The 17,345-nt window shown below is 70.3% G+C and carries 21 protein-coding genes and 1 rRNA gene; 11 read left to right on the top strand and 11 right to left on the bottom strand.

Annotated elements, in window-relative coordinates; all coding sequences use genetic code 11:
• Window positions 1-110, top strand: a 5S ribosomal RNA gene (gene rrf, locus E1288_RS27055); the annotation flags it as partial.
• A 124-nt stretch (window positions 111-234) separates the two neighbouring features.
• Here the strand turns inward: rrf and E1288_RS27050 are convergent.
• A complete protein-coding gene (locus E1288_RS27050; protein WP_132489824.1) occupies window positions 235-999 on the bottom strand; it encodes a TrmH family RNA methyltransferase in 765 nt (254 codons plus the stop codon).
• Window positions 1,000-1,083: 84 nt separating this feature from the next.
• Here E1288_RS27050 and E1288_RS27045 point away from each other — a divergent pair, with 84 nt between their 5' ends.
• Together E1288_RS27045 and E1288_RS27040 are read left to right on the top strand one after the other, a co-directional pair.
• Window positions 1,084-2,520 carry a WS/DGAT/MGAT family O-acyltransferase gene (locus E1288_RS27045; RefSeq protein WP_132489822.1) on the top strand — a complete coding sequence of 479 codons (1,437 nt, stop codon included), beginning with the start codon at window positions 1,084-1,086 and terminating at the stop codon, window positions 2,518-2,520.
• Window positions 2,517-3,020, top strand: a complete 504-nt coding sequence (locus E1288_RS27040) for a DUF6912 family protein (protein ID WP_132489820.1) — start codon at window positions 2,517-2,519, stop codon at window positions 3,018-3,020. Before E1288_RS27045 ends, E1288_RS27040 begins: the two co-directional genes overlap by 4 nt.
• 49 nt (window positions 3,021-3,069) lie before the next feature.
• On the opposite strand, the gene E1288_RS27035 is transcribed toward E1288_RS27040, so the two are convergent.
• The 4 genes from E1288_RS27035 to aroA all read right to left on the bottom strand — a co-directional run bounded on the left by E1288_RS27035 (window position 3,070) and on the right by aroA (window position 7,248).
• On the bottom strand, window positions 3,070-3,861 hold the full coding sequence (locus tag E1288_RS27035; RefSeq protein ID WP_132489818.1) for a hypothetical protein: 792 nt from the start codon (window positions 3,859-3,861) through the stop codon (window positions 3,070-3,072).
• Window positions 3,862-3,946: 85 nt separating this feature from the next.
• Window positions 3,947-4,813, bottom strand: a complete 867-nt coding sequence (locus tag E1288_RS27030) for a hypothetical protein (RefSeq protein WP_132489816.1) — start codon at window positions 4,811-4,813, stop codon at window positions 3,947-3,949.
• A 142-nt stretch (window positions 4,814-4,955) separates the two neighbouring features.
• The gene (rsgA, locus tag E1288_RS27025) at window positions 4,956-5,963 is read right to left on the bottom strand and encodes a ribosome small subunit-dependent GTPase A (protein WP_132489814.1); all 1,008 of its coding nucleotides are present in this window, start codon (window positions 5,961-5,963) and stop codon (window positions 4,956-4,958) included.
• A 16-nt stretch (window positions 5,964-5,979) separates the two neighbouring features.
• The gene (gene aroA / locus E1288_RS27020) at window positions 5,980-7,248 is read right to left on the bottom strand and encodes a 3-phosphoshikimate 1-carboxyvinyltransferase (protein WP_132489812.1); all 1,269 of its coding nucleotides are present in this window, start codon (window positions 7,246-7,248) and stop codon (window positions 5,980-5,982) included.
• 135 nt (window positions 7,249-7,383) lie between these two features.
• On the opposite strand from aroA, the gene E1288_RS27015 reads away from it, so the two are divergent.
• From E1288_RS27015 to E1288_RS27005, 3 genes are read left to right on the top strand one after another with little or no spacing between them, the layout of a single operon-like run.
• Window positions 7,384-8,148 (top strand): SOS response-associated peptidase, encoded by a 765-nt coding sequence (locus E1288_RS27015; RefSeq protein ID WP_132489836.1) that lies wholly within the window; start codon window positions 7,384-7,386, stop codon window positions 8,146-8,148.
• A 26-nt stretch (window positions 8,149-8,174) separates the two neighbouring features.
• Window positions 8,175-8,891, top strand: a complete 717-nt coding sequence (locus tag E1288_RS27010; protein WP_132489810.1) for an SOS response-associated peptidase — start codon at window positions 8,175-8,177, stop codon at window positions 8,889-8,891.
• Window positions 8,888-9,499, top strand: coding sequence for an alpha/beta hydrolase family protein (locus tag E1288_RS27005; RefSeq protein WP_132489808.1), 612 nt, complete (start codon window positions 8,888-8,890; stop codon window positions 9,497-9,499). Before E1288_RS27010 ends, E1288_RS27005 begins: the two co-directional genes overlap by 4 nt.
• Window positions 9,500-9,802: 303 nt before the next feature.
• On the opposite strand, the gene ybaK is transcribed toward E1288_RS27005, so the two are convergent.
• A complete protein-coding gene (gene ybaK, locus E1288_RS27000) occupies window positions 9,803-10,279 on the bottom strand; it encodes a Cys-tRNA(Pro) deacylase (protein WP_132489806.1) in 477 nt (158 codons plus the stop codon).
• Between the two features lie 308 nt (window positions 10,280-10,587).
• Between ybaK and E1288_RS26995 the strand changes: the two genes are divergently transcribed.
• Window positions 10,588-11,211: a sigma-70 family RNA polymerase sigma factor gene (locus tag E1288_RS26995; RefSeq protein ID WP_165968274.1), complete on the top strand. Its 624-nt coding sequence runs from the start codon at window positions 10,588-10,590 to the stop codon at window positions 11,209-11,211.
• Window positions 11,208-11,540, top strand: coding sequence for a mycothiol system anti-sigma-R factor (gene rsrA, locus E1288_RS26990; protein WP_132489802.1), 333 nt, complete (start codon window positions 11,208-11,210; stop codon window positions 11,538-11,540). Before E1288_RS26995 ends, rsrA begins: the two co-directional genes overlap by 4 nt.
• A gap of 75 nt (window positions 11,541-11,615) precedes the next feature.
• Here rsrA and E1288_RS50460 read toward each other — a convergent pair whose 3' ends face one another.
• The gene (locus E1288_RS50460; RefSeq protein ID WP_371812874.1) at window positions 11,616-11,693 is read right to left on the bottom strand and encodes a 50S ribosomal protein bL37; all 78 of its coding nucleotides are present in this window, start codon (window positions 11,691-11,693) and stop codon (window positions 11,616-11,618) included.
• A 179-nt stretch (window positions 11,694-11,872) separates the two neighbouring features.
• Here E1288_RS50460 and E1288_RS26985 point away from each other — a divergent pair, with 179 nt between their 5' ends.
• A complete protein-coding gene (locus E1288_RS26985) occupies window positions 11,873-12,088 on the top strand; it encodes a biotin/lipoyl-binding carrier protein (protein WP_132489800.1) in 216 nt (71 codons plus the stop codon).
• 30 nt (window positions 12,089-12,118) lie between these two features.
• On the top strand, window positions 12,119-13,612 hold the full coding sequence (locus E1288_RS26980; protein WP_132489798.1) for a PAS domain-containing sensor histidine kinase: 1,494 nt from the start codon (window positions 12,119-12,121) through the stop codon (window positions 13,610-13,612).
• 282 nt (window positions 13,613-13,894) lie between these two features.
• Here E1288_RS26980 and E1288_RS26975 read toward each other — a convergent pair whose 3' ends face one another.
• Window positions 13,895-14,149 (bottom strand): WhiB family transcriptional regulator, encoded by a 255-nt coding sequence (locus E1288_RS26975; protein WP_093277399.1) that lies wholly within the window; start codon window positions 14,147-14,149, stop codon window positions 13,895-13,897.
• 249 nt (window positions 14,150-14,398) lie between these two features.
• Window positions 14,399-15,325: a diacylglycerol/lipid kinase family protein gene (locus tag E1288_RS26970; protein WP_132489796.1), complete on the bottom strand. Its 927-nt coding sequence runs from the start codon at window positions 15,323-15,325 to the stop codon at window positions 14,399-14,401.
• A gap of 427 nt (window positions 15,326-15,752) precedes the next feature.
• On the opposite strand from E1288_RS26970, the gene E1288_RS26965 reads away from it, so the two are divergent.
• Complete coding sequence (locus tag E1288_RS26965; protein WP_132489794.1) at window positions 15,753-16,184, top strand: hypothetical protein; 432 nt, start codon at window positions 15,753-15,755, stop codon at window positions 16,182-16,184.
• Between the two features lie 9 nt (window positions 16,185-16,193).
• Here E1288_RS26965 and E1288_RS26960 read toward each other — a convergent pair whose 3' ends face one another.
• Both E1288_RS26960 and E1288_RS26955 read right to left on the bottom strand, forming a co-directional pair.
• Window positions 16,194-16,661, bottom strand: coding sequence for a GNAT family N-acetyltransferase (locus E1288_RS26960; protein ID WP_132489834.1), 468 nt, complete (start codon window positions 16,659-16,661; stop codon window positions 16,194-16,196).
• Window positions 16,662-16,735: 74 nt separating this feature from the next.
• Window positions 16,736-17,332 carry an acid phosphatase gene (locus E1288_RS26955; protein WP_132489792.1) on the bottom strand — a complete coding sequence of 199 codons (597 nt, stop codon included), beginning with the start codon at window positions 17,330-17,332 and terminating at the stop codon, window positions 16,736-16,738.
• Between the last annotated feature and the right edge of the window lie 13 nt (window positions 17,333-17,345).

Raw genomic sequence — 17,345 nt, 5'->3', positions numbered from 1 at the left:
GCGATGGCGGGGAGGGTCCGCCCGGTCCCATTCCGAACCCGGTAGCTAAGCTCCCCAGCGCTGATGGTACTGCACTCGATAGGGTGTGGGAGAGTAAGACACCGCCGACACATTTTTTGAGAAGGGTCCCTTCTCTTCCGGTAACCGGAAGAGAAGGGACCCTTTTTATTTGCCATCGACGGGGAATTCATCGGGTGGCGGACGGCCGCGGCCGAACCACCACCCGTCCAAGGCTCAGGAAGCCAGCTTGCGTCGGAGGAGTTCGAAGCACAGCACCGCCGCGGCGCTGGCGACGTTGAGCGATTCCACCCCACCGGCCATCGGAATGGACAACGGCTGGGCGACTCGCGCCTGCACGTCTTCCGAAAGCCCGGCGGTTTCGCTGCCCAGCACGAACACCGCGCGCGGTCCGAAGTCGGCGTCGAAGATGCTCTCCTTCGCGGAGGCTTCGAGCGCGAACAACGGGTAGCCGGCCTCCGTCAGCAGCTCCGCCGCTTCGCCGGCGGTGCGGGTCCGCAGGACCGGTGCGTGGAACGCCACTCCGGCCGAAGCCTTGATGACCAGCGGGTCGAGGCTGGCGACGCCGCGGTGCGGCACCACGATTCCGTCGATTCCGGCAGCGGTGGCGGTGCGCAGGATCATGCCTACGTTCGCCGGCGTCGTCAGACCGTCGAGCAGCAGGATGGTTTGCGGTGCGTGCGCGGGGTCGGCGAGCGCGTCCGAGAGCGGCCGCATCTTCCGGGCCACCACGTCGGCCAGCACGCCCTGGTCGTGCCGACCGTTCCCGGCCAGCACCTTCACCCGGTGCGCGCTCGCGCGCTGGACCCGCACCGCGCGGTCGGCGGCGGCCTCCTGGATCTCGTCGATGATCGAGCCGCGCAGCCCCTCGGCGAGGATCACCTTGTCCACGCGCAGGTCGTAGTCCGTCAACGCCTCCAGCACCGGCTTGCGGCCGTAAACGGTGACGAATCGATCTTTAGGGGAAACTTCGCTGGTCACGCTTCCAAGTGTCACATGCTCCGCCGCGCCCTCCTCGACTGGAACCCCTCGGGAACCGGCGGCTCGTGTGCCAGGATCGCGGACATGTCCGATCGTCTCTCCGCAGTCGACGCCTCGTTCCTCTACCTCGAGGACTACACGACGCCGATGCACGTCGGTGGCGTCGCTGTGTTCCGGCGCCCGCGCACCGGGTTCGACTACGACAAGGTGTTGGCGCTGATCGACCGCCGGCTGGGCTTGGTGCCGAGATACCGGCAGCGGGTGATGCAGGTTCCGGGCGGGTTGGTGCGCCCGGTGTGGGTGGACGACCAGGACTTCGACATCACCTACCACGTGCGGCGGTCGGCGCTGCCCAAGCCGGGCAACGACGATCAGCTGCACGACCTGGCCGCGCGGCTGATGTCCCGCAAGCTCGACCCCACCCGGCCGCTGTGGGAGATCTACCTGGTAGAGGGGCTGTCCAAGAACCGGGTGGCGGTGATCACCAAGACGCACCAGGCGATGGTCGACGGCATCGGCGCTATCGACATCGGCCAGGTGATCCTGGACGTGGAGCGCGACCGGCAGGTTCCGGACGCCGATGAGCTGTGGATGCCGCGCCCGGAACCGAGCCTCGCGGAGCTGGTGGTCGAGGCGATGACCGACGCCGTGCAACGTCCCGGCGAGGTGGTGGAGAACGTTCGGGCGGCCGTGGTCGACGCCACCGCGACGGTCCAGAAGATCACGCGGGCGCTCGGCGGTGTCGCCTCGGCGCTGCGCACCGCAGTGGTTCCTGCACCGAGCGGGCCACTAAACGCGCCGACCTCCACGCAGCGCCGGTTCGCTGTCGCGCGGGCCAAGCTCGACGACTTCCGCGCCGTCCGCCAAGCTCACGGCAGCACCGTCAACGACGTGGTGCTGGCGGTGGTGACCGGTGCGCTGCGGAACTGGTTGTTGTCCCGCGGCGAAGTGGTGTCCCCGTCGACGACGCTGCGCGCGATGGTGCCGGTGTCGGTGCGTTCCGACGACGCCGAGGCGCGCGCGACGTACCCGGAGACCGGCAGCCTGCCGGTCGGCTCGGTCGGCAGCAAGGTGTCGGCCTACCTGGTGGATCTGCCGGTGGGCGAGGGGAATCCGATCGTCCGGCTGCACCAGGTCAGCCATGCCATGCGCGCGCACGCGGAGTCCGGGCAGTCGGTGGCGGCCGGTGCGCTGGTCAAGGTGTCCGGGTTCGCGCCACCGACCCTGCACGCGTTGGGGGCACGGGTCGCGAACCAGTTCTCGGACCGATTGTTCAACGTGCTGGTGACCAACGTTCCGGGACCGCAGGTGCCGTTGTACGCGGCGGGAGCGAGGATGATGGAGATGTTCCCGGTGGTGCCGTTGGCCAAGAACCAGTCGCTGTCGGTAGGCGTTACCTCCTACGACGGCGGCGTGTACTTCGGGTTGAACGCGGATCGGGATGCGATGCCCGATGTGGACGTGTTGGCGGCGATGATCGGAGAAGCAGTGGACGAGATGATCGGGACGGTCGACGCATGAGGGTTTACCTGCCCGCCACGGTGCCGATGTTGCGGCGACTGGTGGAGGAGAAGCAGTTGCAGCCGCTGGGTGGGACGGCGTTCGCGTTGACGCCGGCGCTGCGCGAGTCCTACGCCAGTGGCGACACGGAGGAGCTGGAGTACGCGGCGATGCGTGAGGCTGCTCGGGCGTCGCTTCGGTTGATCGGTGGTGACCTGGGCGCGGGCGAGAAGGTCGAGCTCCGCCGGGTGGTGATCTCCGCCGATGTCGACGACGTGACGCTGCGGCCCGATCTGGACCACGCCGTGGTGAAGGTGACCGGGCCGGTGCAGTGGAAGAAGATCGCGGCGGTGCACGTGGACGCCACGGAAGCGGAGGACGCGGTGCGCGCCGCGGCGGAGGTCATCGACGCCGCTGACCTCGGCGATCCGGACGCGGACTTCACCCTGGGCGAGGCCGAGGACCACGAACTCGCCTGGTACGCCCCGCAAGAGGTGCCGTTCCTGCTGGAGCTGATGTAGCGACCGGGTGGTGCGGCCCGGGCGAGTCGCCTCGGGCCGCACCGCGGTTTCAGCGCTTTTCCTGGACCTGGTCGGCCGGCGGCACGGTGATCTGGACCGGCTTGCCCCAGTCGCTGTAGCGGACCGTCATGGTCGACTCGGGGATCTGCTGGCCGGCCACGGTGAGGGCGGGCGTGGTCGAGTCGGCCTTCAGCGGCAGGCCCTCGGCGTCCACCCACACGGTCTGCTTGAGCTCGGTGACCCCGGCGTCGACCAGCGCCTGGAACGCCGGCTTCTCCTCGGGCTTGGCGCCGGCGGCGGCTTCCTTGAGGTCGGTCACGATCTCGTAGCGGGTCGCCTCCTGGCCGTCGACCTGCTCCTTGGCGCTGGAGGTGATCTTGGACCCGGGCGGGAGCATGGACTCGAAGTCGTTGATCTTGCCCAGCTGGCCGAGCTGCTGCGCCATCGAGTCGTTGGCGGCCATCTTCAGCCACGGCTTGCTCGGGTCACCGGAGAGCTGGGCCAGTTCCGGGCTCTTGATGTACATCCCGTCCTTGGTGAACACCATCTCGGTCGCCCCGGTGCAGGCCATCTCGGTCTGCGCGATGTCGAGCTGGCACTTCGTGGAGCCGAGGGCCTGAACGGCGCCGGTGCCCTCGAAGGACACCGTCACGGTCTTCTTCGCGTCCATGCTGGACTTCGCCGAGCTGATCAGCGACGAGATGTCCTTGAACGGAGAGCTGGAGCTCTCGGTCTGCTCCTGACCGGCGTTGCCCGGGTTGGCTGGCGTGCCGCCCTGGCTGCAGGCGCCCAGGGTGATCGCCAACGCTGCTGCGGACAGGGCGACTGTGGTGCGGCGCACGGGATTTCCTCTCTGCATGAAGATTGCAATGCCTGAAAAGTAACAGTTCTTCATGCCTTTTTCGGGCGTTTTGCGGGAAGTGCGGTCACCGCGGCGGCTGCTGCGCCTGCGGCGGCAGGGCGTCGAAGACGCCGATCTGCCCGGCGGGCGGGACCGGGATGTCGGCGGGGGCGCCCCAGTCGCGGTAGGTCGAGGTCAGCGACACCTCGCCGGCCTGGGCGACCTCCTGGTCGGCGGCGAACCGCACGGGCAGGCCGGAGTCGTCGAGCCACAGCTGGTAGCCGAGTTCCGGCTCGCCGGCATCGGCGGCCTGCCGGAACCGGTCGCGCTGCTGCGGATCGTCGGCCACGTCGGCGGCCTGCGAGGTGATGATCCGCAGCTCGTAGCGGGTGGTGGGCTTGCCGTCGACGGTGTCGGGCGCGCTGGTCTGGATGCGGGTGGCGGGCTCCACGCCGGTGAAGGCGGCACGCGGGTCGACGGCATCGTGCAGCTGGTCCAGCGCGGGACCGAGGAGCTGGTCGCCGAAGTCGGCGCCACCGGGCGTGATCTTCAGCCAGGGCTTGTCCGGCTCGGGCCGCACCAGCGGGGTCCGCAGGTAGCCGACACCATCCATGATGGACAGTGAGAGGCGCTGCGGCGACCGGTTCCCGGGCGTTCTGGTCTGGCCTTCGAAGGCGAGATCGGCTTGCGGGCCCCGGTAGCGGACGGCGCCATCGGCGGTCAGTTCGCCCACCAGGCCGAGGCTTCCGCGCACGCTGCTGTGCACGCTGCCGCGTTCGCTGATCTTGTTGATGACCTGCGACAACAGGGCATCCGCTCGCGGGCGGAGGTCGGGGCGGGCGGCCATCAGCGGCCCGGGCCGCGGAGGTGGTTCGGCGCCGCAGGCGCCTAGCGCGGCGATCAGGGCGAGACCGGCGGACAACACCGCGGTCCTGGTGCTGGCTCGTGGCATCGGGCGAGCTCCTCGGGCCGTGTCAGCGTGCGGTGGCCGAATCGTCCGCGCGGTCAAGGAAAAACCCGCATCGGACGCCGAGATCCACGCTAACAACGAAGTCGTCACACCACAGGGGACGATCGAGCCTCGTTCGGGGGGATCAGGCCTCGTCGAGCCCGGCCCGGGAACGCAGCAGGCGGCGCAGCGAGGCGAGCTGCTCGACGCTGCCACCGTCGGCGGCGTAGGTGTCCAGGTGGCAGTCCGGATCGTCGGAACCACCGAGGTGGCCGCAGTTCGGCGGGCATTCCTCCGCCGCCTCTGCGAAGCCTTCGAACGCGGCGATCACGTCGTCCGGGGTGACGTGCGCCAGGCCGAACGAGCGGATGCCCGGGGTGTCCACCACCCAGCCCCGGCCGGGCAGCGGCAGCGCGACCGCCGAGGTCGAGGTGTGCCGGCCCTTGCCGACGCCGCTGACCTCGCCGGTCGCCCGGTCGGCCGCAGGCACCAGCCGGTTGACCAATGTGGACTTGCCGACGCCGGAGTGGCCGACCAGCGCGGACACCCGGTCCGCGAGCAGCGCGCGGAGTTCCTCGGGTTCGCAGTCCTGGCGGGTGATCGTGATCGGCATGTCCAGGGAGGAGTACGTGGCGATCCACTCGCCGGGATCGGCGAGGTCGGCCTTGGTCAGGCACAGCACCGGCGTCAGCCCGCCCGCGTAGGCGGCGACCAGGCAGCGGTCGATGAAGCCGGGCCGCGGCGGCGGATCGGCCAGCGCGGCCACGATGATCAGCTGTTCGGCGTTGGCGACCACGACCCGCTCGTACGGGTCGGTGTCGTCGGCGGTGCGGCGCAACACGCTGGTGCGGTCGTCGACCCGCACGATCCGGGCCAGCGTGTCGGGCTTGCCGGAGATATCACCGACCAGGCCGACGCTGTCGCCGACCACCACCGGCGTGCGGCCGAGCTCGCGCGCCCGCATGGCGGTGACCAGCCGGTCCGGGTTCCCGTCCAGTGCGCACGTCCACCGGCCGCGGTCGACCGCGACCACCATCGCGGCCGCCGCGTCCTCGTGCTTGGGGCGCTGCTTGCTGCGCGGACGGCTGCCCCGCCGCCCCGGGCGCACCCGCACATCGGACTCGTCCAGGTCCCGCCAACCGCGCTTGCGCATCAGGCCGCCCCCGCGCTCACGCCGATTCCCCGAGCATCGCCGCCCACATCCCGGGGAAGTCTGGGATCGTCTTGGCGGTCGTCGCGATGTCCTCGACGACCACGCCGGGCACCTTCAGCCCGAGGATCGCGCCGGCCGTGGCCATCCGGTGGTCGGCGTAGGAATGCCAGCTCCCGCCGGTTAGCGGCCGCGGCTCGACCAGCAGCCCGTCCTCGGTCTGCTCGACCGCGCCGCCGAGCTTGGTGAGCTCGTTCTGCAGCGCGGCGAGCCGGTCGGTCTCGTGGCCGCGCAGGTGCGCGATGCCGCGCAGCCGCGAGCGGCCGGTCGCGAAGGCGGCCAGCGCCGCGACGGTCGGAGTGAGCTCGCCGACGTCGTGCAGGTCGATGTCGACCGGGGTGAGCTCGGCGGGGCCGGTGACGGTCAGCCCGGCCTCGGTGCGCTCCACCTGCGCGCCCATCTGGCTCAGGATGTCGCGGATGGCGTCGCCGGCCTGCGTGGTCTGCGCCGGCCAACCGGGCACGGTCACGGTGCCGCCGGTCACCGCCGCGGCGGCGAGGAACGGGGTGGCGTTGGACAGGTCGGGCTCGATCTCGACGTCCAGCGCGCGGATCTCGCCCGGCGCCACCCGCCAGGTGTCCGGCTCCCGGTCGTCGACGTCGACGCCGGCGGCGCGCAGCATCGCCACGGTCATCTCGATGTGCGGCAGCGACGGCACCGGCTTGCCCTCGTGCAGCACCGTGACGCCCTGCTCGAACCGCGGCGCGGAAAGCAGCAGCCCGGAGACGAACTGCGACGACGCGGACGCGTCGATGGTGACCGTGCCGCCGGTGAGCTTCCCCGTGCCGTGCACGTCGAACGGCAGCGCGCTGCCGCTGATGTCGGCGCCCAGCTCGCGCAGCGCGTCGAGGACCGTGCCCAGCGGCCGCTGGCGGGCCTGCGGGTCGCCGTCGAAGGTGACCCGGCCGGCGGCCAGGGCCGCCACCGGCGGCACGAACCGCATGACCGTGCCGGCCAGGCCGCAGTCGACCTCGGCCGGTCCCCGCAGTTCGCCCGGCGCGACCTGCCACGAGCCGTCCGGCCCGTCCTGGATCTCGACCCCGAGGGCGCGCAGCGCCCCGGCCATGAGCTCGGTGTCCCGGCTGCGCAGTGGGGCGCGCAGCGTCGACGGGCCGTCGGCGAGCGCGGCGAGCACCAGCGCGCGGTTGGTGATGGACTTCGAACCGGGCACCGGGACGGTCGCGTGCACGGCGCCGCGGGCGACCGGAGCAGGCCAGAGCTGGGTCATAGGGCAATGATCCCCCACCCGGCTCCCCGATTTCAGCGGCGGGGGCAATCCGGCCATGCCGCTCGCCTGCGGCGATGCGGCCTGACAGGATGAAGACGACCGCTCGACCACGAGGCGATGGAGGTCCGACCAGGCATGTGCGGCAGGTACGCCTCCACGAAGGACCCGGGCAAGCTCGCGGCGGAGTTCGCGGCGCTGGACGCCACCGGCGGCGCCGCGCCCGGAGCGGATTTCAACGTCGCGCCGACCAAGAACGTGTTCACCGTGGTGCAGCGGCATCCCCGGGACGATGCCGGTGAACGCGAGCTCGATCGAACCGAGCGCTCCATCCGGGTGATGCGGTGGGGCCTGGTGCCGATGTGGGCGAAGGACAAGTCCATCGGCAGCCGGATGATCAACGCGAAGTCGGAGACGGTGACGACGAAGCCGGCCTTCCGCACGTCGATCAAGCGCTACCGGTGCCTGCTGCCCGCCGACGGCTGGTACGAGTGGAAGCGCGAAGGCGGCCGCAAGCAGCCGTTCTTCATGACCTCCCCGGACGGATCCAGCCTGGCGATGGCCGGGATCTACGCCACCTGGCGCGATCCGCAGGCCGAGGACGCGCCGCCGCTGGTGACCTGCTCGGTGCTCACCACCAGCGCGCTCGGGCAGCTGTCCGAGGTGCACGACCGGATGCCGTTGCTGCTGCCGGCGACGGCGTGGGACGAGTGGCTCGACCCGGACCAGCCGGACGTCGCCGACCTGCTCGGCGCGCCGCCGCGGGAGCTCGTCGACGGCCTGGAGATCCGCCCGGTGTCGACTGCGGTCAACAACGTCCGCAACAACGGTGCCGAACTCCTGGAACGCGTGTCGCTCGATGCGCAACCGCAGGCGGTAGGTTTGGACCCGGAAGCGAAGTGAGCGGTTCGGGCGCGGGGTGAGTTCTGATGTGTGGTCGGTACGCCGTCCGGCACGACCCGGCGGCGCTGGCCGAGGAATTCGCGGCGGCGGATCGCACGGCCGGGGTCGTCGGCGCGGACTTCAACGTGACGCCGACCAAGACGGTGCCGATCGTCGTGCAGCGTGGTGCCGAGCGCAGTGTCCGCCCGGTGCGCTGGGGCCTGGTACCGACCTGGGCGAAGGAGATCGGCAGCGGCCCGCCCATGATCAACGCGCGTGCCGAGTCCATCACCACCAAGCCCGCCTTCGCGGACTCGGCGCGGCGCCGCCGCTGCCTGATGCCCGCCACCGGCTGGTACGAGTGGCAGCCCGGTGACCAGCGGCGACAGCCCTACTTGTGCACTCGCGGGGACGGCGAGAGCCTGGCGATGGCCGCGGTGTTCTCCGCGTGGTGGGCGCCGAACTCGACCGACCAGCCGCTGGTGACCTGCGCGGTCGTCACCACCGATGCCGTCGGCGAGCTCGCCGGCATCCACCACCGCATGCCGCTGGTGCTGCCGAGGCACCGCTGGGCGGACTGGCTCGATCCGCAGCGCACCGAGATCGCGGACCTGCTGGAACCCGAACCGGAGGTGCTCGCCGAACTGGCGATCCACCCCGTCTCCACCGAGGTGAACAGCATGCGCAACAACCATCCTGACCTGCTGGAACGAGTCGAACCGGCGCCCGCGCCCGCCGAACAAGCCGCGCTGTTCGAGTCATGACCAAGGTCGAGGTCGAGACGCCGCACGGCCCGGCCAGGGCCGAGCTGCACTGCGCGGAGGAGGGGCGCGCCGCGCTGCTGCTCGGGCACGGCGCGGGTGGTGGGATCGCCGCGCCCGACCTGGTTGCGGTGACGCGGGCCGCGACGGAAGCCGGCGTGCACGTGGCGCTGGTCGAGCAGCCCTACCGGGTGGCCGGCCGCCGGGCGCCCGCCCCGGCCAAGCAGCTGGACGCGGCCTGGCTCGCCGTGGTGGAGGACCTCGGCGAGCGCTGGTTCGCGGACCTCCCGCTGATCTTCGGCGGCAGGTCCTCGGGGGCGCGCGTCGCCTGCCGCACCGCGGAGGCGGGCGCCGCGTCGGCGGTGCTGTGCCTGGCGTTCCCGGTGCACCCGCCCGGCAAGCCGGAGAAGTCGCGGCTGGGCGAGCTCGACGGGGTGGAGGCCCCGGTTCTGGTGGTGCAGGGCGAGCGGGACGCGTTCGGCCAGCCGGAACCGTCGCACAACCGCGAGGTGGTGCTGGTGCCCGGCGACCACTCGCTGAAGGCCGACGTGGACGCCGTGTTCCGCGCCGCGCAGGAGTGGCTCGGCCGGATTCTCCGCCTCATGGACTAGCACTCGAAATAGTTGTGACCGGGGGCACAATTCCGGCGGCTGATTCGTCCGCCCGAAAGCGCCGCGTTGCCGGTTCTGCCCGGATGCCGCAACATCGGTGCGGTACTGCGGGGTTTTGTTTCTCCCGGCCGCCCGGAATCGCGGTCGGGGTGTGAATCGCTCTGCGAAAAGCGAATTCGGCTGCGATCTCGTCAATGCTCCCGGGCAGGAGGAATGCCCCGGCCTGTCCGGGCCCCGGTGCGGCTGTTGCGCGGCAGCCGCACCAACGCCCGGGGGAGCGGTCCGTCCGCTCCCCCGGGGCGGTCAACCGGCGATGTCGGCGACGCGGGCGTCGAGCAGCCGGACCAGATCGTCGGCGGCCAGCTCGATCTCCAGGCCGCGCCGTCCGGCGCTGCAGTAGATCGTGTCGAACCCGGTGGCCGACGCGTCGATCACGACCGGGAGCCGTTTCTTCTGGCCGAGCGGGGAAATCCCGCCCGCGACGTAGCCGGTGGCGCGTTCGGCGTCGGCGATCTCGGCCATCTTCGCCTTCTTCCCGCCGACGGCCGCGGCGAGCGCCTTGAGATCGAGCTGGCCGGTGACCGGCACCACACCCACGGCGAGCTTGCCGTCGACCTCCGCGACCAGCGTCTTGAAAATCCGCTCCGGCGGCTGGCCGAGCGCCTCGGCGGCTTCCAGGCCGAACGAATCGGCGCGGGGATCGTGTTCGTACGCGTGAACCTGGTGCGGGATGCGCCGCTTGCTCAACAGCGCCGTAGCCGGGGTGCCCTTGCCTGCCATGAGCGTCACTTTAGAAGGCCGGAATATCTCCCGGCGCCCATTGCGTTGGACGGGGCGTGACGATGGACTCGACGAACACCTGCGTGCTGGACCGCCCCGAGCGTGCGCCGCTATCACCACCGGGAAATAGCAGGCGAGCACGGGTATCCTCGAATGCGGACCATGCGGAGGATCGCATGGGTTCGTCGCCTGCAGTCACCTCGTCCAGGCGGCGGGAAAGGAGCCCGGTGCCAAGCACCCCAGAGCACCCGGACACAACCGGGCGGCCCGGCGACGTCGGGCGGCTCAGCACTGCCGACACCGATGCACTGGTCGACTCCGCCGTGGTCGACCGCGGTGAGGAGACCGACGAGCAGCGCGCGGCCCGCTTCGAGCGGGACGCGATGCCGCTGCTGGACCAGCTCTACGGCGCGGCGCTGCGGATGACCCGCAACGCGCAGGACGCCGAGGACCTGGTCCAGGAGACCTACCTCAAGGCCTTCTCCGCATTCAAGTCGTTCGCGCAGGGCACGAACCTCAAGGCCTGGCTGTACAGGATTCTCACGAACACCTACATCAACGGTTACCGCAAGCGGCAGCGGCAGCCCCAGCAGCAGCCGACCGACGAGATCGCCGACTGGCAGCTCGCGCAGGCGGAGAACCACACCTCCAGCGGCCTGCGCTCGGCCGAGGTCGAGGCGCTCGACCGGCTGCCGGACACCGATGTGAAGGCCGCTCTCCAGCAGCTGGCCGAAGAGTTCCGCATGGTCGTCTACCTCGCGGACGTGGAAGGCTTCGCCTACAAGGAGATCGCCGAGATCATGGGCACCCCGATCGGCACCGTGATGTCGAGGTTGCACCGTGGTCGCCGGCAGCTGCGTGAGATGCTCACCGACGTCGCCCGTGATCGCGGCTTCTTGCGGCAGAACCAGCGGGAGGTGAGCACCAAATGAACTGCGGTGGGCCGGACGAAGCCTCCTGCGAGGACGTGCTCGCTGAAGTGTGGCTTTTCTTGGACAACGAGTGCGACCAGCAGCGGCGCGCCGCCGTGCAGCAGCACCTCGACGGGTGCGGGAGTTGCCTCGAGCACTTCGGCATCGAGGAGCACATCAAGGCGCTGTTGCACCGCAAGTGCAGCGGTGAGCACGCACCCGTGGAGCTGAAGGCCCGGCTGCGGGCCTCCATCCGCGAGGCCGTCCTGGAGAAGGCGGAAGTGACCGTCGAGCGCGGCCCCGAAGGCACCTCGGTGGAAGTGCGGGCGAAGCGAACTTCGGCGGAATGACCCGCAAGACGACGAATGGCCCCGGACCGAGTGGTCCGGGGCCATTCGAGCTTTCGACGGCTGGTGCCGTCGCGCTCACGAGCCGTTGGGGCGCTTGCCGTGGTTGGCCTTGTTCTTGCGCCGGTCCTTCTTCTTGCGGGCACGCTTACCCATGGCAACTCCCTAAAGTTCGCTTTCGACCAGTCCGACCGTGCGCAGGTCTTCACGACCACCCGGTCTCCGCTGGGGTTTCGAGCATCCAGTTTGACATGTCCGCTACCTGCCGCCGGCGGGTGGTTCCGGTCATGGTTTCCTAATCAGGGGCCTACCGGGTCCACGACGAGGAGGAGCGCATGGCCGAGGAGTTCCGCGCCGAGATGGTCGCCAACGTGATGGCGGTGTCGGTGGCTGAAGGCGACTCGGTCAGCGACGGCGACTCGCTGGTGCTGCTGGAGTCCATGAAGATGGAGATCCCGGTGCTCAGCGAGGTGTCGGGGACGGTCAGTACGGTTGCCGTCAAGCCGGGCGACGTGGTCCAGGAAGGCGATCTCATCGCGGTCGTGGAGTGACGCGACCGCGCCGACCCAGAGAGGCGGATCTTGTCCACGCTGAGTGATCTGCTCGCCGAGCACACCGGGTTGTCCGGCACCGCCGCGGACCACCTGCAGCTCGTGGTCGCCGAGTGGCAGCTGCTGTCCGACCTGTCGTTCGCCGACTTCCTGCTCTGGGTTCCGATCGGGCCGCAGGACTCGCCCGAGAGCCGGTTCCTGTGCGTGGCGCAGGCGCGGCCGACGACGGCGCCCACGGCCCACCCGGAAGACGTCGTCGGCACCGAGGTCACCCAGGACGAGCACCCTCAGCTGCGGCGAGCCGCGCTGGAGGGCCGGATCTGCCGCGAGGAGGACCCGCGCTGGCACCTGGGCGTGCCGGTGCGCCGCGAGACCATCCCGGTGAAGCTGGGGGACGAGATCGTCGCGGTGCTCAGCCGGGACACCAACCTGGCCGTGCCGCGGGTGCCGTCGCCGCTGGAGATCTCCTACCTGGGCAGCGCCGCCGACCTGTGCCAGATGGTCGCGGACGGCACCTTCCCGACGCCGGAGCCGGCGCCCGACGTGCACACCAGCCCGCGGGTCGGTGACGGGCTCATCCGCCTGGACAGTTCGGGCACGGTCGTCTTCGCGAGCCCGAACGCGCTGTCGGCCTACCACCGCATGGGCCACGCGGCGGATCTGGTCGGGGCGCAGCTCGCGCAGCTGACCCGGTCGCTGCTAAACGATCCGTTCGACGCCGACGAGGTGGCGCAGCGCGTCCGCCGGGCGATGGGCGGTCAGCCCAGCATGCGCATCGAGGCCGAGGCCCGGGGCGCGACGGTGTTGTTCCGGGCGCTGCCGCTGCGGCCCCGCGGCCAGCAGGCCGGCGCACTGGTCCTGGTGCGCGACGTGACCGAGGTCAAGCGCCGCGACCGCGCGTTGATGTCGAAGGACGCGACGATCCGCGAGATCCACCACCGCGTCAAGAACAACCTGCAGACGGTCGCCGCGCTGTTGCGGCTGCAGTCGCGCCGCACCGGGAACACCGAGGCGCGGCTCGCGCTGGACGAGTCGGTGCGGCGGGTGACGTCGATCGCGCTGGTGCACGAGACGCTGTCGATGTCGGTGGACGAGCGGGTCGATCTCGACGACGTGGTCGACCGCGTGATCCCGATGATGAGCGACGTCGCCGTGGCGGAGACCGGCGTCAAGGTGCGCCGCGAGGGACGGTTCGGGGTGGTGTCGGCCGAGCTGGCCACGCCGCTGGTGATGGTGCTGACCGAGTTGGTCCAGAACGCTTTCGAGCACGCCTTCCCGGAGGGGCAGGGCGGCGAAGTCGTTGTGCAGGCGGAGCGTTCGGCGCGTTGGCTGGACGTCGTCATCTCGGATGACGGTCGCGGCCTGCCGAAGGGTTTCTCCCTCGAGCGCGCCGAACGTCTCGGCCTGCAGATCGTGCGGACCCTCGTGGAATCGGAGCTCCGAGGGTCGTTGAGCTTGCGCGGTCGCGGTCGGCAACGCGGTACCGAGGCGGTGTTGCGGGTGCCTCTGAAGTACCGGCGCTGACGTCGACCCGTTGGTCGGGCGCCGCGCTGGTGCATCGATATCCGGTGACTCGCCGGTCGGGTGGCGGGTCGTGGCCGATCTGGTCGGTTTCCCGGTGACCGTCAGCTCATCCGGTGGAGAGCTCGATGGGGTTTCCGGGACCGACATCGACGCGGATCGGCCGGGTCTCGTCGGGGTTGTGCTTCTGTCGGGTGCGATGGCCGTTCGTTCGACCGGGGCGAAAACGTGCGGTCGGCCGCCGGGGGTGCGACCGCACCGGCACGTTTTCAGCGAGTTCGCGACTCAGGCGTTGGTGCGAGCCCGGGTGCGAGTGTTGCGACGCTTGAGCGCGCGACGCTCGTCCTCGCTCATACCGCCCCATACGCCGGCGTCCTGCCCGCTCTCCAGTGCCCAAGCCAGGCACTCGGAGGCGACCGGACAACGGCGGCAAACGGCCTTCGCCTCGGCGATCTGCAGCACAGCAGGACCACTGTTCCCAACGGGGAAGAACAGCTCCGGGTCCTCGTCACGGCAAACCGCATCGTGGCGCCAGTCCATCGTTCCTTGCTCCTCGCTAGGCGCGCCTGATGCGCGCCGCTCGTTTTGTTCGGGGTGTTTGTGAATGCTTTCACGGAGTCCGTGTGCTTGTGAATGCTTTCACGAACTGCCGCGATGTCAAGAGTTCGATCTCGCGTGGTGAGGGAACTCACCTGAAAGATCGACAGGGCTTGACCAGGGGTTTCAGTGTGTCGTCGGTCGCAGACGGGGGTCGCGAGTCGACAACCACGTTCATCCGTTACGAGAAGGTTATACAGCGACGCGGAGAGCGTCCGGGACGGAGAAGAACTCGATCGCCGAACGCTCGCCCAGGCAATCGCCGTCGACCTGCAGGCGCAACGGCTCCGTACAGGTTACGCGGAGATACCCCGCGTCCGCACGCTGAATTGAGTTTCTCGGGTGTGGTTTCCCTCTACCGCGTAGCATCTGCGCTACATGTTGTAACACTGGGTAAGCGCTCATGTTGTGCAGTGCGAAAACGCCGAGGCCCGTGTCGAAGGTGGTGTCGGGGCTCATATGCACCGGACGTGACCCGAGATACGTCCACGGATCGGTGTTCGAGACGAACACGCTGTGCAACTGTTCGATCGGATCTTCGTGACCGATTTGCAAGCTGATCTTCGGGGCCCGGCGCGCCATGCGGAAGTAGCAGCTCAACGCGGTGCGCGCGTACAGGGCGGGCGTCACGTTCTGGCCGCGGGAGCGCAACCGTTCGACCTCGGCGACGACCTCGGCGTCCCAGCCGACGCCGGCGTTGAAGGTGAACCAGCGGTCGTCGGCCTTGCCGAGCCCGACCAGCCGGCCGCTGCCCTCGGCCACCGCGCGCAGCAACCGGTGGGTGGCCTCGACCGGATCCCTGGGCAGGCCGAGCGCGCGGGCGAACACGTTCGCCGAGCCGCCGGGCACCACGCCCAGCGTCGGCATCGCCCGGTCGCCGCGTTCGGCGGCCGAGAACATGCCGTTGACCACCTCGTTCACCGTGCCGTCGCCGCCGAGCGCGATCACCAGGTCGACGCCGTCCTCGACGGCCGCTCGCGCGGTGTCGGAGGCGTGGCCCCAGTACTGCGTTTCGACGACGTCCAGCTTCAGCTCGCTGGCCAGCGCGTGGGCGATGACATCCCGGCCGGCCGCAGTGGTGGACGTCGCCTGCGGGTTGACGACGAGTACGGCGCGCACAACCGCAGCCTAGGCGAGGCCGTTGTGCGCCGACGCACCCTCCGGTGTTCGGCGTTCGCCGCGCGGGTCAGCTCTCCCGGACCGCCCCCTTCCGCAGCGAGGCGTGCAGGGGTCGGCCCATGCGTCGGCCTGCGGTGGGTCCGGCGAGCTGAGACACCAGGAGCGGGTGCGCCACGCCTTCGACCGCCACCGAGATCCAGGGGGACCCGGATGCGCAACCCCGGAGCGCATCCGATCGTCTTCCGCCGGGACCTGCCGGGCGCACGGCGGAATGCGAGGACACCCCGATATCCCCGACCGCCGCTCGAGCCATGAGTCGATCATTGCGCGTGACGGTGGTCGCAGCCATGCGGCGTTCGGGCGGTATTACCATCGTTGGTGCGTACGCAGAGTCACCGAAGTGGTTTCCGGGAAAGGCGAATCGACCGTGCCGACCGAAGTCGTCCCGCGCACCATCCGCATCGCGGGTGTCCTGACCACCCTGCAGGCGGCGGTCGGGTTGAGCTTCGTCGTGGCCCTGCTGATCCGCAGCACCTCGTCCGACGTCGGGGGCGTGGGGCAGTTCGAGCCGGCTCAGATGCTCGGCGAGGCCGGGTACTACGCCCTGCTGTCCTGCGGCGTGCTGGCCGCGGGCATCGGTCTGTGGCGGGGCAAGCACTGGGCTCGCACGCCCGCGCTGCTGATGCAGCTGCTGCTGCTGGGCACCGCCTGGTACGCGTTCGGGCCGTCCGGGCAGCCGCTGATCGCGCTGGTGCTCGCGGTGCCGGCGATCGCCGTGCTGTGGTTCCTGTTCAACCGGGAGGGGCGGGCCTGGTCGTTCTACGCAGGCGCCGCCCCCGATGCCGATCGCGACGCGTGAGAGCTCGCGTCAGGCGCTGAACGTGCGCAGCGCGTCGCCGGTGAGCCGGTACACGGTCCACTCGTCCATCGGGATCGCCCCGGCCGCTTTGTAGAAGTTGATCGAGGGCTCGTTCCAGTCCAGCACCGACCACTCCAGGCGCGCGTAGCCGCGGTCGACGCACTCCTTCGCCAGGGTCTGCAGCAGCGCCTTGCCGAGGCCGGAACCGCGCTGCTCGGGGCTGACGAAGAGGTCCTCCAGGTAGATGCCGTGCACGCCTTCCCAGGTGGAGAAGTTCAGGAACCACAACGCAAGTCCGACGACGGCACCGTCCACTTCGGCCACGTGGCCGAACAGTGCGGGAGCCGGCCCGAACAGCGCGTCCCGCAGCTGTTGCTCGGTCAGGTGGCACAGCTCCGGCGCCTTCTCGTACAGCGCGAGTTCGTGCACCAGCCCGACCATGGCGGGCACGTCGGCTGGGGTCGCCCGGCGGATCATCGATACCTCCACGTGAGTCACTTGGCCCCAGGATATTCGGGGCCGGTGACCGCCGGTGCGGCGGAATTGCCCGCTCAGCCCTGCTGCCAGGGCGGGATGTTGGACCGCTCCACCTGCGGCACGCCCCGCTCGTGGCCCAGCACCGTGATGCCCGCCGGGTCCAGCGCGAAGTGCACGCCCGACGTGGTCGGCAGGCCCAGCCAGCGGGCGATCAGGCAACGGCTGAAGTGGCCGTGCCCCACCAGGACCACGTCGGAGCCGGTGTCGGCGATGCGGGCCAGCAGCTTGTCGGCGCGCACCGTGACGTCCGCCGCGGTCTCGCCGCCCGGGCACGGGTGCGTCCACACCGTCCACTCCGGCGCCGTCTCGCGGATCTGCGGCGTGGTCAGGCCCTCGTAGTCGCCGTAGTCCCATTCCGCGAGCAGCGGCTCGGTCACCACGTCGGCCAGGCCGGCCAGCGTCGCCGTGCGCTGGGCGCGCTGCCGCGGGCTCGCCAGCACGACGACCGGCCCGGCCGGGCGCAACGCGGAGAGCGTCTGCCCGGCCTGCCGTGCCCGCAGCTCGCCCTCGACCGTGAGCGGGATGTCGGAACGGCTGGTGTGCCGGCCGGTCTGCGACCATTCGGTCGTGCCGTGCCGGAGGACGTAAACGCGGTGCTCATCCTGTGCCACGGCGTCGAGCGTA

The organism is Saccharopolyspora elongata (assembly GCF_004348985.1).
Lineage (GTDB): Bacteria > Actinomycetota > Actinomycetes > Mycobacteriales > Pseudonocardiaceae > Saccharopolyspora > Saccharopolyspora elongata.
Note: the sequence above shows the minus strand (reverse complement) of the source record. Positions and strands in the feature narration are given on the sequence as shown.